The following is a 16,862-nucleotide window of genomic DNA, read 5'->3' as shown; positions in this document are numbered from 1 at the left end:
GAAGAAATGCTAGAGGGGAGTAAGTAGCGGGTGGGATATGAGAGGGACTATGAAGTTGGAAAAGAGAATCGGAATTGTGATTACAAAAAGGAAAGCCAATGATATTGTCGGCTTTTTTTTTTTTTTTTTTTTTTTTTTTGCATGGGGTTCTCATTGAGTGTCAAGTAAAGCAGGTTGATGGTTTTGTCAGGTTTATAAGTTTTTTAATGATTTTCTCAGGTTAAATAAAGGGGTGCGGAAGATGGATTTGAGTATGCAAAATGGAAGAAAGAAAAAATACAGAAATGAGATGAGCGATTGATGGAATGAATAGAGGAAGGTGTAAGAGCCGAATAGGTTTCCGTATTTCCCTTTGTGTGTTCCAAGATCATCTGGTCTGAAATAAAATATCCATGTAAGAAATATGAATAAAAGTATCATTCCCGCTGCTAGGGCGAGGTATTGTGCAGATGTCAAGGGTTTGCTGTCGTTTGGGTCGGCCTTTACGGTGATGGCCATGTATATCGAATATAGGAAGATGAGTGGGCCGGTTGTCGCCACATAGTTTGCAGCTGCCTTCGAACTGAAGGGAAAGAGAGATGACCAGAATCCAACCAGTCCGAAGAGCCGGTCGTCCAGGAACTCATTGAGAGCAATGTCATTATCGGTCTGCGGAAAAGCAGGCAGCGTGAAACCGATGATGAAAATCGGGGCGCAAAATGTACCGATGATCAACACCGGTAGGGGTATTCTCAACTCTATTGTTTTCATGCGTGATCTCCGTGCAGGCCTCAATTTATAAGTTGTGTGGCCGGAATGAATTGACGTTATGACTCATCCGGCCAACAGGTTTGCGTCGTTATACTTGTGGCGCAGCGTTGAACTGTTCGAGGATGAGGGTGTTGATTGTTTCTACGTTTTTCGCATCAAGAACTGACGCTATCAAGGCAATCAGCAAGCCGACCGCAACGATGCCGAGAACGCTGCTTGCAACAGCAGCCGAGAGTAACTTCGCGGCGCCGATGGCCACCAGCATCCCTGCCCCCATGCCGAGAGCGATGCTCTCAAACTCCAGCAACAACGGCTTCCAATCCCCATCCCGAAAACCAATGACCGTCTTCTCGATCACCGAATGTGCCTGCACGATTTTGCCGGTCACGCCAAGCCCTTTGGCCAACCGGTTGACGTTGTCCACGTAGGTCGCTTTGTCCAGCGCATTCAGGGCATCGACAACGGCGCGGGTGTCCTGCGGGCTGAGCCTGGCATGGGGGTTGTTGCGCACCTTTTCGAACGTCTGCATGGCCTCGCCGTAGCTGCGGATCTTCTTGCCGGAGAGGTCCTTCTGCAGGTCCAGCACCACCTGATGCAGCTTCTCGCCGTATTTTTCCAGGATGTAGGTGTTCGCTTCGGCGACGAAGGCCACGGCGCGCTTGTAGTCGTCGATCTGCCTGGCCTGTTCTTCGGCTGCGATCCGGGCCTGCTCCGCCGCGACCTGCCTCGCGTGTTCCTCTGCCTGGCGCTGGGCTTCCTCCGCGCGGCGTGCGGCCTCTGCCGCCTGTTGCTGCGCCAGGGCTTCGGCCTGGCGGCGGGCGATTTCCGCGTACAGGGACGACTGGCGGTTCTGCAGGCTGGTGATCTGGTCGTTGAGGATCATCGCGTTGTAGGTGGCCTGCAGCTTGCCGAGCTGCTTGGCCGTCTGCGTGGCCTTCAACTGCTGTTGGTATTCGGTGTTCTTGCGAAAGAGCAGTTCGTTGACGATGTTGACGGTCCGCGCCAGCCACTCGTCCGGTGTGTGGTGGCGCAAGGGCGGATGGTTGCCGTCGACGGCGTTCAGTTCGTTTTGCAGGTGGGGCTCAAGGTTGTGCTTGCGCGCCAGATAGTCGTTCTGGATGGCCAGGGTGAACCCGTGCATCGGATTGCCCAGCGGGTAGTTCTTGCGGATGTCGCCACGGATCTTGTCCGGGTTCAAGTTGATGAGTTCCCACGTCCCGTCGGCGTAAGTGATGATTCCGGGTATTTCCAGTTGTGGCATGTGCCTGTTCCTTGTGCGGTGAACGCCCGATCCTTCGGGCAAGCGAAGTGCGTCGCGAAAACGTGCTTCGTGTTTGTTTACAAATGGGTTGCCGGTTTTCCATTGATAACATTGCCCTTTGTTTCCAACAAACCGGCTTGTAGGAAAGTGTTCTGTTAATGACGTAGGGCAATTCTTTGAGATTTGTGCGACCGAATAATCTGCAACTAACAAGTTGTTTCTTATCGGTTTTTCAGGTGCCGGCCGGGCAGGGAAGGGCATGGGAAATCAGGCCGAAACCGGACGAAGCACCCAGAGGGAACGAATCGCGCCGGCGCAGTCATTTTTGGCACGGGCGTGCGGCAAAAAATGACGCCGGACAGGCCGGGCCGCGCATCCCCTGCTAGTGTTGTCCGGTGCGCAGGCCGCCGTTTACGTGCCGATGACCGAATATGTCGCAGCGCTGCAAGCAGGCACATTGTCGCAGCCATTAAGCTGCGCAACGGATGGGCACCCGTAAAGGCATTGCCGACGGCCCGTACCCGGCGCCCGGCAGTCGTTTTTGCAGATGCCCATCCAATGGAAGGTGAATGTGACCTGAGTGTCTCGTCCAGCTTCACCCACCTGTCACCCTGTTTCCTCTGCCCGAGAATCAGGAACAGGGAGACGGAACGGCCCGATAGGGGGCCATGCAGCATGTGACGCTTTCCATCAATAACAAGCCCAAGCGGAGTACCACAGATGGCGTTCTTCACCGCAGCCAGCAAAGCCGACTTCCAGCACCAACTGCAAGCGGCACTGGCGCAGCACATCAGTGAACAGGCACTGCCACAAGTGGCGCTGTTCTCTGAACAATTCTTCGGCATCATTTCCCTGGACGAGCTGACCCAGCGTCGCCTCTCCGACCTCGCTGGCTGTACGCTTTCCGCATGGCGCCTGCTTGAGCGCTTCGACCACGCGCAACCGCAGGTTCGCGTCTACAACCCCGATTACGAACGTCACGGCTGGCAGTCGACCCACACCGCGGTCGAAGTGCTGCACCACGACCTGCCGTTCCTGGTGGACTCGGTGCGCACCGAGCTGAACCGCCGCGGCTACAGCATCCACACCCTGCAGACCACCGTGCTGAGCGTGCGTCGCGGCGACAAGGGCGAGCTGCTGGAGATCCTTCCAAAGGGCACCACCGGCGAAGGCGTGCAGCACGAGTCGCTGATGTACCTGGAAATCGACCGCTGCGCCAACGCGGCCGAGCTGAATGTGCTGACCAAGGAACTGGAACAGGTCCTGGGCGAGGTCCGCGTCGCGGTCGCCGATTTCGAGCCGATGAAGGCCAAGGTGCAGGAGATCCTCACCAAGCTCGACACCAGCGCATTTGCCGTCGACGGCGACGAGAAGACCGAGATCAAGAGTTTCCTGGAATGGCTGGTGGGCAACCACTTCACCTTCCTCGGCTACGAAGAGTTCGTGGTCACCGACCAGGCCGACGGCGGCCACATCGAGTACGACCCGGCCTCGTTCCTGGGCCTGACCAAGCTGCTGCGCACCGGCATGACCTATGACGACCTGCGCATCGAAGACTATGCCGTCAACTACCTGCGCGAACCCAAGCTGCTGACCTTCGCCAAGGCCGCGCACCCGAGCCGCGTGCACCGTCCGGCCTACCCGGACTACGTGTCGATCCGCGAGATCGACGCCGACGGCAACGTCATCAAGGAATGCCGCTTCATGGGCCTGTACACCTCCTCGGTGTACGGCGAAAGCGTGCGCACCATCCCGTACATCCGCCGCAAGGTCGAGGAGATCGAGCGCCGCTCCGGCTTCCAGTCCAAGGCCCACCTGGGCAAGGAACTGGCGCAGGTGCTGGAAGTGCTGCCGCGCGACGACCTGTTCCAGACCCCGGTCGACGAGCTGTTCAGCACCGTGATGTCGATCGTGCAGATCCAGGAGCGCAACAAGATCCGCGTGTTCCTGCGCAAGGATCCGTACGGCCGCTTCTGCTACTGCCTGGCTTACGTGCCGCGTGACATCTATTCCACCGAAGTGCGCCAGAAGATCCAGCACGTGCTGATGGAGCGCCTGAAGGCCACCGACTGCGAGTTCTGGACGTTCTTCTCCGAGTCCGTGCTGGCCCGCGTGCAGCTGATCCTGCGCGTCGACCCGAAAAACCGCATCGACATCGACCCGCTGCAACTGGAGAACGAAGTCATCCAGGCCTGCCGCAGCTGGCAGGACGACTACGCCGCGCTGACGGTCGAGACCTTCGGCGAAGCCAACGGCACCAACGTGCTGGCGGACTTCCCGAAAGGCTTCCCGGCCGGCTACCGCGAGCGTTTCGCGGCGCATTCGGCCGTGGTCGACATGCAGCACCTGCTCAACCTGAGCGAGAAGAAGCCGCTGGCCATGAGCTTCTACCAGCCGCTGGCCTCGGGCCCGCGCGAGCTGCACTGCAAGCTGTATCACGCCGATACCCCGCTGGCGCTGTCCGACGTCCTGCCGATCCTGGAAAACCTCGGTCTGCGCGTGCTGGGCGAGTTCCCATACCGCCTGCGCCACAACAACGGCCGCGAGTTCTGGATCCACGACTTCGCGTTCACCGCGGCCGAAGGCATGGACCTGGACATCCAGCAGCTCAATGACACCCTGCAGGACGCGTTCGTCCACATCGTGCGCGGCGACGCCGAAAACGATGCGTTCAACCGCCTGGTGCTGACCGCCGGCCTGCCGTGGCGCGACGTCGCGCTGCTGCGTGCCTACGCCCGCTACCTGAAGCAGATCCGTCTGGGCTTCGACCTGGGCTACATCGCCAGCACCCTGAACAACCACACCGACATCGCCCGCGAACTGACCCGGTTGTTCAAGACCCGCTTCTACCTGGCGCGCAAACTGGGCAGCGATGATCTGGACGACAAGCAACTGCGTCTGGAGCAAGCGATCCTGACCGCGCTGGACGACGTTCAAGTCCTCAACGAAGACCGCATCCTGCGTCGTTACCTGGACCTGATCAAAGCGACCCTGCGCACCAACTTCTACCAGACCGACGCCAACGGCCAGAACAAGTCGTACTTCAGCTTCAAGTTCAACCCGCACTTGATCCCTGAACTGCCGAAGCCGGTGCCGAAGTTCGAAATCTTCGTCTACTCGCCGCGCGTCGAAGGCGTGCACCTGCGCTTCGGCAACGTCGCGCGTGGCGGCCTGCGCTGGTCCGACCGTGAAGAAGACTTCCGCACCGAAGTCCTGGGCCTTGTGAAAGCCCAGCAAGTGAAGAACTCGGTCATCGTGCCGGTGGGCGCCAAGGGCGGCTTCCTGCCGCGTCGCCTGCCGCTGGGCGGCAGCCGTGACGAGATCGCGGCCGAGGGCATCGCCTGCTACCGCATCTTCATCTCGGGCCTGTTGGACATCACCGACAACCTGAAGGACGGCAAACTGGTGCCGCCGGCCAACGTCGTGCGCCATGACGACGATGACCCGTACCTGGTGGTGGCGGCGGACAAAGGCACCGCGACCTTCTCCGACATCGCCAACGGCATCGCCATCGACTACGGCTTCTGGTTGGGCGACGCGTTCGCTTCCGGCGGTTCGGCCGGTTACGACCACAAGAAGATGGGCATCACCGCCAAGGGCGCGTGGGTCGGCGTGCAGCGCCACTTCCGCGAGCGCGGCATCAATGTCCAGGAAGACAGCGTCACCGTGGTCGGCATCGGCGACATGGCCGGCGACGTGTTCGGCAACGGCCTGTTGATGTCCGACAAGCTGCAGCTGGTTGCCGCGTTCAACCACATGCACATCTTCATCGATCCGAACCCGAACCCTGCCACCAGCTTCGTCGAGCGTCAGCGCATGTTCGACCTGCCGCGTTCGGCCTGGTCCGACTACGACACCAGCATCATGTCCGAAGGCGGCGGCATCTTCTCGCGCAGCGCGAAGAGCATCGCCATCTCGCCGCAGATGAAAGAGCGCTTCGACATCCAGGCCGACAAGCTGACCCCGACCGAACTGCTGAACGCCTTGCTCAAGGCGCCGGTGGATCTGCTGTGGAACGGCGGCATCGGCACCTACGTCAAGGCCAGCACCGAAAGCCACGCCGACGTCGGCGACAAGGCCAACGATGCGCTGCGCGTGAACGGCAACGAACTGCGCTGCAAAGTGGTGGGCGAGGGCGGCAACCTGGGCATGACCCAACTGGGCCGTGTCGAGTTCGGCCTCAACGGCGGCGGCTCCAACACCGACTTCATCGACAACGCCGGTGGTGTGGACTGCTCCGACCACGAAGTGAACATCAAGATCCTGCTGAACGAAGTGGTTCAGGCCGGCGACATGACCGACAAGCAACGCAACCAGTTGTTGGCGAGCATGACCGACGAAGTCGGCGGCCTGGTGCTGGGCAACAACTACAAGCAGACCCAGGCCCTGTCCCTGGCGGCCCGCCGTGCCTACGCGCGGATCGCCGAGTACAAGCGCCTGATGGGCGACCTGGAAGGCCGCGGCAAGCTGGACCGCGCCATCGAGTTCCTGCCGACCGAAGAGCAACTGGCCGAGCGCGTGGCCGAAGGCCATGGCCTGACCCGTCCGGAGCTGTCGGTGCTGATCTCCTACAGCAAGATCGACCTCAAGGAGCAGCTGCTCAACTCGCTGGTTCCGGATGACGACTACCTGACCCGCGACATGGAAACGGCGTTCCCGCCGACCCTGGTCAGCAAGTTCTCCGAAGCCATGCGCCGTCACCGCCTGAAGCGCGAGATCGTCAGCACCCAGATCGCCAACGACCTGGTCAACCACATGGGCATCACCTTCGTTCAGCGGCTCAAGGAGTCCACCGGCATGAGCCCGGCGAACGTGGCCGGCGCCTACGTGATCGTGCGTGACATCTTCCACCTCCCACACTGGTTCCGTCAGATCGAAGCGCTGGACTACCAGGTGCCTGCCGAAGTGCAGCTGGAGCTGATGGACGAGCTGATGCGCCTGGGGCGCCGCGCCACCCGCTGGTTCCTGCGTGCCCGCCGCAACGAGCAGAACGCTGCCCGTGACGTCGCGCATTTCGGTCCGCACCTGAAGGAGTTGGGCCTCAAGCTCGACGAACTGCTCAGCGGCGAGATCCGCGAGACCTGGCAGGCCCGTTACCAAGCCTACGTCGAGGCCGGTGTGCCGGAGCTGCTGGCGCGCATGGTGGCGGGAACCTCGCACCTGTACACCCTGCTGCCGATCATCGAGGCTTCCGACGTGACCGGCCAGAACCCGGCGGACGTGGCCAAGGCCTACTTCGCCGTAGGCAGCGCGCTGGACATCACCTGGTACATGCAGCAGATCAGCGCCTTGCCGGTCGAGAACAACTGGCAGGCCCTGGCCCGCGAGGCGTTCCGCGACGACGTCGACTGGCAGCAGCGTGCGATCACCATCTCCGTCCTGCAACAGGGCGACGGCTCCCAGGAGGTGGAAACCCGCCTGGCGCTGTGGATGGAACAGCACGACGCGATGATCGAGCGCTGGCGCGCCATGCTGGTGGAAATCCGTGCCGCCAGCGGCACCGACTACGCCATGTACGCGGTGGCCAACCGCGAACTGCTGGACGTGGCGCTGAGCGGCCAGACGGTCGCACCGGCCGCCTCGGCCCGCAACGCCGAGCTGGAACCGGCCTGAGCCGTAGCTGAATGAGAAAGCCCCGCTCTCGCAAGAGGCGGGGCTTTTTCATGCCTGCGGTTTGTGTCGCCTGATCGGGCCACATCGCCAGCAGGCTGGCTCCCACATGGGTTTTGCGTTGCAGGCGAATCCCTGTGGGAGCCAGCCTGCTGGCGATGAGGCCACCGAAATCAATACAACTTTTGAGCCTGCCGGGTATCCAGCATCGACACACTGTCCGCCGCACCGCCCAACAAGTTGCTGAGCGACCGGTCGAATTTCTGCAACGCCCGCACTTGAACGTCCTGCTGTTCATGGATATCCGCCACGATATCGTCGGTGCGCTTGTAGTCGGCCCACAACGGACTCAAGGCCTTGGCATCGGTGCCTTTGGCCGTGCCGATGTAGTTGAACTGCGCATCGTAGAAGTCCGCGCTGGCGTCGGTACGGATGTCGGAGCTGCGCGAGGTGATCAGTTGGCTGCGGGTCTCGATGATCGCCGTCACGTCGGGCTTGGCCGCCCGCAGGCTCTGCATGTCCGGGTAGACGGTCACCGAGCCGAAGCGGCGTTTGAGCGAAGCGGTCATCCAGTCCACGGCCATGTCCGGTTTCGAAGTGGCGACGTAGGCGTCGTGGATCGGCTGCACCAGCAGGCTCTGGCCGAAGCCGGTGCCGGCGTTGGCCTGGTAGTCGCGCAGGTATTGGCGGTTGGTCTGGGTGCCCGGACTGTAGACGATGCCGAGGGACACGTCGGCGCCGCTGGGCACCCGGGTGGCGCCGCTGCGGCCCACGGGGTGGGTGAACAGCGTGTCGAGCGAGGATGCCGAGGGCGGCGCGGTGGGCACCGAGCAGGCGGAGAGGGCCAGTACCGAGATCGACAACGTTGCGGCAAACGCAAGTTTCATGGTGGTTCTCCCGTGAAACAACTTCGGTTCGAAGAGTTTAAAGTTGCCGCACTGAACGGCAGTTGAACCAGACTAAACCCGCACCGGAAAGTTGAAACGACCAATCGGCGAAGTTACCGGGTGACCAATAGTCTTGTTCGCTTTAAACGCCCATGATTAATTGCCCCGGGAAATAAAAAGGCTCAAATCGACGATTTGAGCCTTTTTATTTATGGCTGGCGCGACAGCGATCAGTTTTCCAGGGGGATCAGCACTTTCTCGTCCGGGGCCAATACCATGAACACCAGCAACTTCGCCGGCTTGGACTTGCTGGCGTTTTTCGACACCAGGTGTTCGGAGCCGGCCGGTTCGTACCAGTACTGGCCCTTCTTGTAGGTGACCGGTTGTTCGCCCTTGACCTGGGACACGATCTCGCCTTCCAGCACGTAGGCCATCGCGGTGCCCTCGTGCCGGTGGGCGATGGACGACTGACCGGGTTTGTAGTCGACTTCGATCATCAGGGCTTTCTTGCCGGGGGCGTTCTTGAGCATCTGATCCTGCAGGACGGTGACCTTCTCGGAAGGTTCGTCCGTGCCATGGGCAAAGGCCGGGCCGGCGGCGAGCAGGGCGAGGGCGGTAAACACGTGCAGGGCTTTCATGGGCATCACCTGTGGAATGTGGGTGTCGGTGATCACAGTAGTTCGCGCGGCGGTTCGATCAAACGGCCAATGTTCGGGAAGATCGGGAGACCAATCGCCGCCTGAAACCTGTCGGGCACGTGCCCCTGTGGCGAGGGCGTTTCGCCGAATCGATCCCGCAGAGAGACAGACCCGTGGCGACCCTGCAGGACTAGACGATGGGAAAGGAATTGAAGTCCACGCTGTTGGCCAGCCGGCTGTCGATCAGGTCGATGAAGCCCTGTGCCTCGGGGCGGTTGAAGTGCGCCTGCATGGCCGCTTCCGATTGCCAGTGGGCACTGACCGTCCAGCGCTGGCTGTCCTCGGGGCAGCGGTCGACCATGTAGGAGTCGCAGCCGGGCGTTTCACGCAGGGTCTCGACGATCTTCTGCAACTGCCTGCCCAGCTCTTCCGAGCGGCCGGCGGCGGCCTGCACCTGGACGGTATTGATCACGGGGTTGGACATGGCTCGCTCTCCTGTACCGGTTCGGACGCATCCGCCCATTGAGGGATAAGGCCTGTGCAGGATAGGCCTGCCTCCCGGGATCACCAATAACCAATCGGCGGTTAATCGGTTAGACCAATCCCTCAGGCCACTTGCTGCAAGAGATCGCGCAGGCGGTCCAGGGCGATATCGATGTCCAGAGTCTCGATGGCGCCGAAGCCGAAGTACAGGCCGTCGCGGGGCGCTTGCTGATAGTAGAAGCCGTTGATCGCGTACAGCCCGACCTCGACCTTTTTCGCCAGCTCGATGATCAGCGGCAGGTCCAGCGGCACCTTGCAGAACACCGCCATGTGGAACCCGGCGCTGGGCGGCACCGCCTCCAGCCACGGCGACAGGTCGGTGGCCATGCGCGTCAGGATCCGTTCCCGGCGCTGGGCGTAGACGGTGTGGCAGCGGCGGATGTGCTTGAGCAGGCAGCCTTCGGCGATGAACTTGGCCAGGGCCCATTGCGGCAGGGTGGAGGCGTGCAGGTCGGTGAGCTGCTTGGCGCGGATCACCGCCTCAAGAATCGCCGGCGGCAGGATCGCATAGCCGATCCGCAGCTCCGGCAGCAGGGTCTTGGAGAAGGTGCCGACATAGGCGACGAGGCCGCGCCGGTCGAGGTTGTGCAGCGAATCCGTGGGCCGGCCTTCGTAGCGGAATTCGCTGTCGTAGTCGTCCTCGATGACGATGGCGCCCAGCGCGTGGGCGCGTTCCAGCAGCGCCTCGCGGCGGGCCTGGCTCATGGGCATGCCCAGCGGGAACTGGTGCGACGGCGTCACGTAGATCAGCCGGGTGCCGTCGGGAATGTGCTCGACCTGAATGCCCTCGGCATCCACCGGCACGCCGACCACCGTGGCGCCGTGGGTGCCGAACAGCAGACGGGCGGGCGGATAGCCGGGGTCTTCCATCGCCACGACGCTGCCGGGCTGCAGCAGCACCCGGGCGATGAGGTCGAGCGCCTGCTGGGCGCCGTTGCACACCACCACGTCTTCGTCCTGGCAGTTCACCCCACGGGAAAACGCAATGTGCCGGGCAATCGCGTTGCGCAGCGCCGGCAAGCCCTCGGGCAGGCTGTAGAAACCCTTGGAGGTCGCCATCTGCCGCATGGCGTGGGCGACGCAACGGCGCCAGTCGTCCTGGGGAAACTGGCCCTTGCCGGTGGCGCCGCCGATGAAGTCGTAGCGCAGCGAGCCTTCCAGCGTCGGGTGGCGCAGGAACACCGGCAGATTGCGCCATCGCTCGACGACCTCGGCGCCGGCCAGTTCCGCAGCGCTTTGCTTGCGCTGCACGGCGGCGGGACGGGCGTTGACGTAGGTGCCTTTGCCGATCACGCCGGTGAGGAAGTTTTCGTAGGTCAGCTGCGCATAGGTGTCGGAGATGGTCTTGCGCGAAATCCCCAACTGCTCGGCCAGCAGGCGGCTGGGGGGCAACTGCGTGCCGGCGGCCAGCCGCCCGGACTCGATGGCGCCGCGCAGTTGCTGGTACAACTGGCCGGCCAGATCCTTGCGGCCGTTGATCACGACATGAAGTTCCATACCGACGGGGCTCCTGGGGCGAATGAGGCGGATTGTGCGCCCGCCAGATTACTTCCGAATGCACGCGGGGCAGAAGTTGCGTATCGCAAATCCCCGAAATTGGTGCAGAACCCTGTGGGAGCTGGCTTGCCAGCGATGGGGCCTTCGGATCCAGCATCAGTGTCAGCAGGTATACCGCCATCGCTGGCAAGCCAGCTCCCACAGAGTCAGTGTGTGCCCGGGTTCAGTGGTCTGCCAGTTTTCCGTGGAATTGGGGCTGTAACCCTGGCGCACCAGCGCTTACCGTGAAATCACTCTTCTGCTGCCCGAGACCCGCCCATGTCCCCGCGCCTGGATTACTACAGCGCCTCGCCCAAGGCGATGAAAGCGATGATCGCCCTGGAGGCGCTGACCGGCAGCCTGAGCATCGAGCCGCCGCTGCTGCACCTGATCAAGATCCGCGCCTCGCAGCTCAACGGCTGTGCGTTCTGCACCGACCTGCACTCGGTGGAGGCCCGACGGGCCGGGGAGAGCGAGCGGCGCCTGTACGCGGTAGCGGTGTGGCGCGACAGCGGCTTTTTCAGCCTGCGCGAGCGGGCGGCGCTGGCCTGGACCGAAGCGGTGACGCTGCTGTCCGAAGGCAAGGTCACAGATGCTGTCTTCCAGGAAGCGCGGGAGCAGTTCGCGGAAGGCGAGCTGGTGGATCTGACCATGGCCATCAGCACCATCAGCAGTTGGAACCGGCTGGCGGTGAGTTTCCGCCAGGAGCCCAGCGAGTGATCCGAGCGCGCGCAGGGCTGCTGCGCACGCACGCGCGAGCCAGCGCCCTCGCCTCGGGCTCTGGGCTCATTGACCGGCCGGCGGCCGCTGCGGCTTGACCGAGTGGCCGAAGGCGTTGCCCATCCGCGTGGCGGTGGCGGCCGGCGTCGCCAGGCCCACCTGGTTCGGCGGTCGCTTGTCGACGGGCACGTTCATCGCCTCGCGGTTCTTTTGCGCCGCCTTGGCGCCTTCGGGATTGTTGCCCATCTGCTGGCTCAGGCAATCGTAGTTCGGCGCCTTGTAGCCGCCGACCGTTACGTCGATGCACCCCGTCGGCTGTTCGGCGTGCGCCATGGCGCAGGCGATCAGCACCGCGCCGCCCAGAACGATGTTGCTCAGTGATTTCATGCAGGCCTCCTGGCCGGCCCGACGGGCCGCTCTGGTGCTTGAGTCTACTGCAAGGCCGTCGGCGATCCCGTGATGGTTTTTTTGCACCGTCCGTCACACCAGATTCATAAACAGCCCTCAGGATGACGGTTTTCAGGGGTGCGTCAGCCGTGCAGCGAGGCCATGCCAAGGGCGGTTTTGTGCGTTCAGCGCCTTTGCGCCAGGCCTGTCTGGGCCTGTTGCTGGGCCTCTTGGCGCTGGGGGCGAAGGCCGAACCGTTGCGCATGACGCTGCACATCCCGGCCCAGGACCTGGCGTCGGCCCTGGACCGGTTCAGTCGGGCCACGGGCATGGCGGTGCTGGTCGACAGCCAGTTGAGCCGGGGCCGGCGTTCGTCGGCGGTGGACGGTGAGTTCACCGCGGCCGACGCCTTGCGCCGCATGCTCGGCGGCAGCGGCCTGATGGCCAAGTACGCCCGCGCCGATGCGTTCACCTTGCAGGTGGCGCAGGTCGAAGAGACGCAAGGGCCGGCCCAGCACGCAACGGCGGCGCCCAGCGCGGTCAACCGCAGCTATGCGACGGCGGTGCAGGCGGCCATCGAACGCACGCTGTGCCGTTCGCCGCTCACCCGTCCGGGCAGTTACCGCGCGGTGCTGCAGTTGTGGATCGGCCGCGACGGGGTGGTGCAGCACCATCGGCTGCTGACCTCCACCGGCGATGGCCGGCGGGACGCGGCGCTGGTGGACAGTTTTCAACGCTTGAGCATCGAGCGCCCGACGCCCGGGGCTTTGCGTCAGCCGGTGACGCTGCTGCTGTTGCCGGAAACCATGGACAAGAAAAACACAGGGAAACGCATGGACTGCACCAGATGGGAAGGAGTTTCCGGGGGATGAAAGACGCCGGACAAGGTTCGATGCTCCAGCTGTTCCTGACGTCCTACGACGACTTCCGGGTGCGCCTGCGCCGTCGTCTCGGCTCCGAGGACCTGGCCAACGACGTGCTGCACGAGACCTACCTGCGGGTGGACCGCATGGAGCCTCCGCCGGATCTCCTGCGGCCCAACGCCTACCTGTACCGCATGGCGCTGAACATCGCCGCCGACCGCCGCCAGGCCGACGCCCGGCTGCTCACCGGCAGCGAGGTCGAGGAACTGCTGCAGATCAGCGACGAAGCCCTCGACCCGGCGCGGGTGGTGGGCGGGCAGAAGGAGATCCAGTCGCTGCTCAGCGCCCTGTATGAGCTGCCGGCGCGGCGCCGGCGGATCTTCATCGCCGCCCGCCTGGAAGAGGCGCCGCACCTGGAGATTTCCCAGCGCTTCGGCATCTCCACGCGCATGGTCGAGAAGGAAATCAAGGCTGCGCTGGGGCACTGCGCGGCGAAACTGGAAAGAAAAGTGTTTCAGCGGTTCGGTCGCGGGGCCGGAAAACCGTCTTGAAAGTAGAGCGCCGATCCGGGCGTCCCGATCAACCCGTCGAGTAACTGTGCGTTTGAACATCCTCCGTCTGACACCTGCCGCGCCCAAGGCCTGTGAACGTCTGCAGAGCGAAGCCCGCGACTGGCTGATCCTGCTGACCTCGGGCCGGGCCACGGTCGCCGATGCCCGGGCCCTGCGCCAGTGGTGCGCGCAAAGCCCCGAACACGCCCGCGCCTTCGAGGACTGCAAGACCCTGTGGCACCTGCTGCAACCGGCGGCCGAGGGCCTGCGGGCTCCCCGGCGCTTCGGCCGACGGGCGTTCCTGGGCGGCGCCATTGCGGCGTCGGCGGCGTTCCTGCTGGTGCGCGGCACGGTGCCCGGCGGTTTCTCGGGCCTTGGCGCCGACTACATCACCGAGGTCGGCGAGCAGCGCCGCTTCGAACCGGCCGACGGCCTGACCCTGGAGCTCAACACCCAGACCCGCATCAACCAGCGCGCCGTGGAAGGCGGCGCGCAAGGCTTCGAACTGCTCAGCGGCGAAGTCGAGGTGCAGACCGCGCGCCGGCCGTTGGCGGTGCAGGCGGGCAGCGGCTGGCTGCGGACCAGCCAGGCGCGGTTCAACCTGCGCAACCTCGACCGGCAGGTGTGCGTGACGTGCCTCGACGGTGCGCTGGAGGTGGACCTGCAAGGCCGCAGCGTGCGCCTGGAGCCGGGCCAGCAACTGACCTGGGACGCGCAGCAGGTGGGCAGCGTGCAGAGCGTCGACACCGCCGCGGTGATGAACTGGCGGCACCAGGTGCTGGTGTTCAACGGCGCGACCCTGAGCCAGATGATCGACGAGATCAACCGCTACCGCCCCGGCATGCTGGTGCTGCTCAACCGCGAACTGGGCCAGCGCCGGGTGCAGGCCCGCTTCAGCCTTGACCAACTGGCCGGCGTCGCCTTGCTGATCCGCGACGCCTATGGCGTCAAATGCACCGAACTGCCGGGCGGGGTCGTCGTTTTCAGCTGACGGCATGGCTGGCGGTTTAGATGCCAGCAGTGCCGGCCTCATCGCTTGCAGGCAAGCTCCTACAGGATTTTGTGGTGTGCCTGGATTTTGCGGGCACCTGAGATACCTGTGGGAGTTGCGGTGCGACGACTCGACTTGCCAGCGATGGCGGTGGTTCAGTCAACAGAGATGCCAGCAATGCCGGCCTCATCGCTTGCAGGCAAGCTCCTACGGGTTTTTGTGGTGTGCCTGGATTTTGCGGGCGCTTGAGATACCTGTGGGAGCTGCGGTGCGACGACTCGACTTGCCCGCGATGGCGGTGTGTCAGGCAACAGAGATGTCGGCAGTGCCGGCCTCATCGCTGGCAAGCCAGCTCCCACAGGTTTTTGTGGTGTACCTGGATTTTGCGGACACCGAGGATACTGTGGTAGGCACGGAAATCTGCCATCAACTTGGATCCCCTGTGGGAGCCAGCCTGCTGGCGATGGCGCCGGTCGAGGCACCGCAGGATCAGGGCGATCACAGCAGCGGGCCGATGACCTGGCGGTAGCGTTCGGGGCCTTGCGGGGTCTGGCGGGTCAGGCGCAGTTCCAGGCCCGGCGGATCTTCCTTGCGGTTGCCGCTCAGTGGGCGCCAGCCCTTGTCCGGATCCCAGACCCGCACCTGCGCTTCGCTGACATCCGTGAGCACCGCCACCCCAGAGGTCGGCGCCGGCAGCGGATAGCGGCTGCGGGCCGGGGCGGCGGCGCGGTACAGGGTGTCGCCCTTGAGCCACCAGCGCACCCGTTGCAGGGCGCCGGGCCGGTCGGCGGCGGTGCGGATGATGTCCAGCCGAAAGCCTTGGCTGTCGCTGCCGCGCACGGTGAGGGCGGGCGGGGCGGTGTCGGGTTCGTCGTCTTCGCCGGCACGTTTCGGTTCGCTGAGCTCGATTCCGGCACGCAGCTCAACGTCGCGCTGCAACTGGTTCAACGCCCGCAGCAGGCTGTCGTTCTGCTCACCACTGGCCTGCAAATGGCTGTCTGCGCGCGTGACACTGTCCAGCCCCTTCCAGGCAATCAGACTGACCACCGCCATCAGCAGGATCGCCACCATCACTTCGATCAGGGTGAAACCCTGTTGGCGCTTCATTGCACGCTGATCCGGCCGGCGGCATCGCGCATCACGCTCAGGCGGTTGAGCCCGTCGGACAGGGTCAATTGCAGCGGCGGGTTGATCCATTCGGCGTTGAGCACCACTTTCTGCTTCGGTTCCACCCGCACATCGAGCTTCGGGCTCTGCCAAGGGCGCGGGCGCAGTTGCGCATCCCGCTCGAAATGGTCGAACCCCTGGCCGCTGTCGCTGCGCCGGCTGAAGCGGAAGCCCTTGGCGTCGCTCAGCCAGGCGATCGGCCGGCCGTCGGCGCGGGCCTCGGCTTGGGCCACCTGGAGCAACTGCGCCACGCGCTCGGCGTCCTTGCGCAGCAGTTGCAGCGGGTCGGGGCGGATGCTCAGGCTGATCGCCGCGCTGGCGATGCCGATGATCACCAGCACCACCATCAGCTCGATCAGGGTGAAGCCTTGTTGCTTGAACCGGTTCATTCCCTGCGCACTCCTTTGCGTCGACCTGTCCTGAAACGCCATCGTGCCCGGCCAACATGTAAGGCGTGTGAAATAAAACCGTGAGAATTGCCGGGTAGTCTGACGGTCGGGATTGAAAGGAGATTGAACCCATGAACTTCACCGCACGCGTTTCCCCGCCGCAGATGGCACAGGCCCTGGCGCTGCTGGCGGCGCTGGTGGGCGTCGCGACGTGGTCGTCGCTGCTGCTGACGCCCGCCGAATCGCACACCCCGGCCGCCGCCCCGCAACTGCTCGCCGCCCGCAGCGACAGCCCGGCGCTGCAATGGTTTGCCGACCGCACGGCGCCGGTGCAGATCAAGGTCAGCGGCGTGATGGCCGGCAGCCGCGGTGCGGTGGCGATCCTCAGCCTCAACGACGGGCCGCCGCAGAGCTTCCTGCAAGGCGAGCGTATCAGTGCCGGGGTGAAACTGCTGGCGGTGGAAGGCGATGCGGTGGTGATCGAGCAGGGCGGCGAGCCGCAGCGGCTGGCCGTGGACAAACTGCCGCAAGGCCCGGATCTGCCTCGGCTGACCCGTCCCTGAAGAACA

Annotated in this window: 15 protein-coding genes; 6 read left to right on the top strand and 9 right to left on the bottom strand. The window is 63.6% G+C overall.

Annotation, left to right across the window (positions count from 1 at the left end; all coding sequences use genetic code 11):
- Positions 1 to 192: 192 nt before the first annotated feature.
- Entirely contained in the window at positions 193 to 750 is a 558-nt protein-coding gene (locus CAG41_RS18350) for a hypothetical protein (protein ID WP_085633373.1), read from the bottom strand.
- 88 nt (positions 751 to 838) lie between these two features.
- The gene (locus CAG41_RS18345) at positions 839 to 2,011 is read right to left on the bottom strand and encodes a colicin-like pore-forming protein (RefSeq protein ID WP_139834980.1); all 1,173 of its coding nucleotides are present in this window, start codon (positions 2,009 to 2,011) and stop codon (positions 839 to 841) included.
- 720 nt (positions 2,012 to 2,731) lie between these two features.
- Here CAG41_RS18345 and CAG41_RS18340 point away from each other — a divergent pair.
- On the top strand, positions 2,732 to 7,624 hold the full coding sequence (locus tag CAG41_RS18340; RefSeq protein WP_085586893.1) for an NAD-glutamate dehydrogenase: 4,893 nt from the start codon (positions 2,732 to 2,734) through the stop codon (positions 7,622 to 7,624).
- A 170-nt stretch (positions 7,625 to 7,794) separates the two neighbouring features.
- Here the strand turns inward: CAG41_RS18340 and CAG41_RS18335 are convergent, their stop codons facing one another.
- The 4 genes from CAG41_RS18335 to CAG41_RS18320 all read right to left on the bottom strand — a co-directional run bounded on the left by CAG41_RS18335 (position 7,795) and on the right by CAG41_RS18320 (position 11,186).
- A complete protein-coding gene (locus CAG41_RS18335) occupies positions 7,795 to 8,508 on the bottom strand; it encodes an ATPase (RefSeq protein WP_085633377.1) in 714 nt (237 codons plus the stop codon).
- 230 nt (positions 8,509 to 8,738) lie between these two features.
- A complete protein-coding gene (locus CAG41_RS18330; protein WP_085586895.1) occupies positions 8,739 to 9,146 on the bottom strand; it encodes a cupin domain-containing protein in 408 nt (135 codons plus the stop codon).
- A 190-nt stretch (positions 9,147 to 9,336) separates the two neighbouring features.
- Positions 9,337 to 9,630 carry a putative quinol monooxygenase gene (locus CAG41_RS18325; RefSeq protein ID WP_085586896.1) on the bottom strand — a complete coding sequence of 98 codons (294 nt, stop codon included), beginning with the start codon at positions 9,628 to 9,630 and terminating at the stop codon, positions 9,337 to 9,339.
- Positions 9,631 to 9,752: 122 nt separating this feature from the next.
- A complete protein-coding gene (locus CAG41_RS18320; protein WP_085586897.1) occupies positions 9,753 to 11,186 on the bottom strand; it encodes a PLP-dependent aminotransferase family protein in 1,434 nt (477 codons plus the stop codon).
- A gap of 318 nt (positions 11,187 to 11,504) precedes the next feature.
- Between CAG41_RS18320 and CAG41_RS18315 the strand changes: the two genes are divergently transcribed.
- Positions 11,505 to 11,945 (top strand): carboxymuconolactone decarboxylase family protein, encoded by a 441-nt coding sequence (locus tag CAG41_RS18315; RefSeq protein ID WP_085586898.1) that lies wholly within the window; start codon positions 11,505 to 11,507, stop codon positions 11,943 to 11,945.
- 66 nt (positions 11,946 to 12,011) lie between these two features.
- Here the strand turns inward: CAG41_RS18315 and CAG41_RS18310 are convergent, their stop codons facing one another.
- Positions 12,012 to 12,332 carry a hypothetical protein gene (locus CAG41_RS18310; protein ID WP_085586899.1) on the bottom strand — a complete coding sequence of 107 codons (321 nt, stop codon included), beginning with the start codon at positions 12,330 to 12,332 and terminating at the stop codon, positions 12,012 to 12,014.
- 149 nt (positions 12,333 to 12,481) lie between these two features.
- Here CAG41_RS18310 and CAG41_RS18305 point away from each other — a divergent pair, with 149 nt between their 5' ends.
- The 3 genes from CAG41_RS18305 to CAG41_RS18295 are packed head-to-tail and all read left to right on the top strand — an operon-like array spanning position 12,482 to position 14,737.
- Positions 12,482 to 13,204, top strand: coding sequence for a secretin and TonB N-terminal domain-containing protein (locus tag CAG41_RS18305; protein ID WP_085586900.1), 723 nt, complete (start codon positions 12,482 to 12,484; stop codon positions 13,202 to 13,204).
- A complete protein-coding gene (locus CAG41_RS18300) occupies positions 13,201 to 13,746 on the top strand; it encodes an RNA polymerase sigma factor (protein WP_085586901.1) in 546 nt (181 codons plus the stop codon). The genes CAG41_RS18305 and CAG41_RS18300 overlap by 4 nt, the downstream gene beginning before the upstream one ends.
- A 52-nt stretch (positions 13,747 to 13,798) precedes the next feature.
- Positions 13,799 to 14,737, top strand: a complete 939-nt coding sequence (locus tag CAG41_RS18295) for a DUF4880 domain-containing protein (RefSeq protein WP_085633379.1) — start codon at positions 13,799 to 13,801, stop codon at positions 14,735 to 14,737.
- Positions 14,738 to 15,235: 498 nt separating this feature from the next.
- Here CAG41_RS18295 and CAG41_RS18290 read toward each other — a convergent pair whose 3' ends face one another.
- Both CAG41_RS18290 and gspH read right to left on the bottom strand, forming a co-directional pair.
- Positions 15,236 to 15,844 (bottom strand): prepilin-type N-terminal cleavage/methylation domain-containing protein, encoded by a 609-nt coding sequence (locus CAG41_RS18290; RefSeq protein WP_085582234.1) that lies wholly within the window; start codon positions 15,842 to 15,844, stop codon positions 15,236 to 15,238.
- Positions 15,841 to 16,293 carry a type II secretion system minor pseudopilin GspH gene (gene gspH / locus CAG41_RS18285; RefSeq protein WP_085633383.1) on the bottom strand — a complete coding sequence of 151 codons (453 nt, stop codon included), beginning with the start codon at positions 16,291 to 16,293 and terminating at the stop codon, positions 15,841 to 15,843. Before gspH ends, CAG41_RS18290 begins: the two co-directional genes overlap by 4 nt.
- A gap of 131 nt (positions 16,294 to 16,424) precedes the next feature.
- On the opposite strand from gspH, the gene CAG41_RS18280 reads away from it, so the two are divergent.
- Complete coding sequence (locus CAG41_RS18280) at positions 16,425 to 16,856, top strand: type II secretion system protein N (RefSeq protein WP_085582238.1); 432 nt, start codon at positions 16,425 to 16,427, stop codon at positions 16,854 to 16,856.
- The last annotated feature ends 6 nt before the right edge of the window (positions 16,857 to 16,862 follow it).

The sequence above is a fragment of the Pseudomonas sp. B35(2017) genome, from assembly GCF_002113645.1.
Classification (GTDB): Bacteria; Pseudomonadota; Gammaproteobacteria; order Pseudomonadales; family Pseudomonadaceae; genus Aquipseudomonas; species Aquipseudomonas ekonensis.
This window is presented reverse-complemented; position numbering and strand designations above follow the sequence as displayed.

Excerpts from the sequence above, each read along its gene's own strand:
- CAG41_RS18340 (WP_085586893.1), top strand. The coding sequence starts at position 2,732 with ATGGCGTTCTTCACCGCAGCCAGCAAAGCCGACTTCCAGCACCAACTG.
- CAG41_RS18300 (WP_085586901.1), top strand. The coding sequence starts at position 13,201 with ATGAAAGACGCCGGACAAGGTTCGATGCTCCAGCTGTTCCTGACGTCC.
- CAG41_RS18320 (WP_085586897.1), bottom strand. The coding sequence starts at position 11,186 with ATGGAACTTCATGTCGTGATCAACGGCCGCAAGGATCTGGCCGGCCAG.
- CAG41_RS18335 (WP_085633377.1), bottom strand. The coding sequence starts at position 8,508 with ATGAAACTTGCGTTTGCCGCAACGTTGTCGATCTCGGTACTGGCCCTC.
- CAG41_RS18350 (WP_085633373.1), bottom strand. The coding sequence starts at position 750 with ATGAAAACAATAGAGTTGAGAATACCCCTACCGGTGTTGATCATCGGT.
- CAG41_RS18280 (WP_085582238.1), top strand. The coding sequence starts at position 16,425 with ATGAACTTCACCGCACGCGTTTCCCCGCCGCAGATGGCACAGGCCCTG.
- CAG41_RS18315 (WP_085586898.1), top strand. The coding sequence starts at position 11,505 with ATGTCCCCGCGCCTGGATTACTACAGCGCCTCGCCCAAGGCGATGAAA.
- gspH (WP_085633383.1), bottom strand. The coding sequence starts at position 16,293 with ATGAACCGGTTCAAGCAACAAGGCTTCACCCTGATCGAGCTGATGGTG.
- CAG41_RS18345 (WP_139834980.1), bottom strand. The coding sequence starts at position 2,011 with ATGCCACAACTGGAAATACCCGGAATCATCACTTACGCCGACGGGACG.
- CAG41_RS18330 (WP_085586895.1), bottom strand. The coding sequence starts at position 9,146 with ATGAAAGCCCTGCACGTGTTTACCGCCCTCGCCCTGCTCGCCGCCGGC.
- CAG41_RS18325 (WP_085586896.1), bottom strand. The coding sequence starts at position 9,630 with ATGTCCAACCCCGTGATCAATACCGTCCAGGTGCAGGCCGCCGCCGGC.
- CAG41_RS18310 (WP_085586899.1), bottom strand. The coding sequence starts at position 12,332 with ATGAAATCACTGAGCAACATCGTTCTGGGCGGCGCGGTGCTGATCGCC.
- CAG41_RS18290 (WP_085582234.1), bottom strand. The coding sequence starts at position 15,844 with ATGAAGCGCCAACAGGGTTTCACCCTGATCGAAGTGATGGTGGCGATC.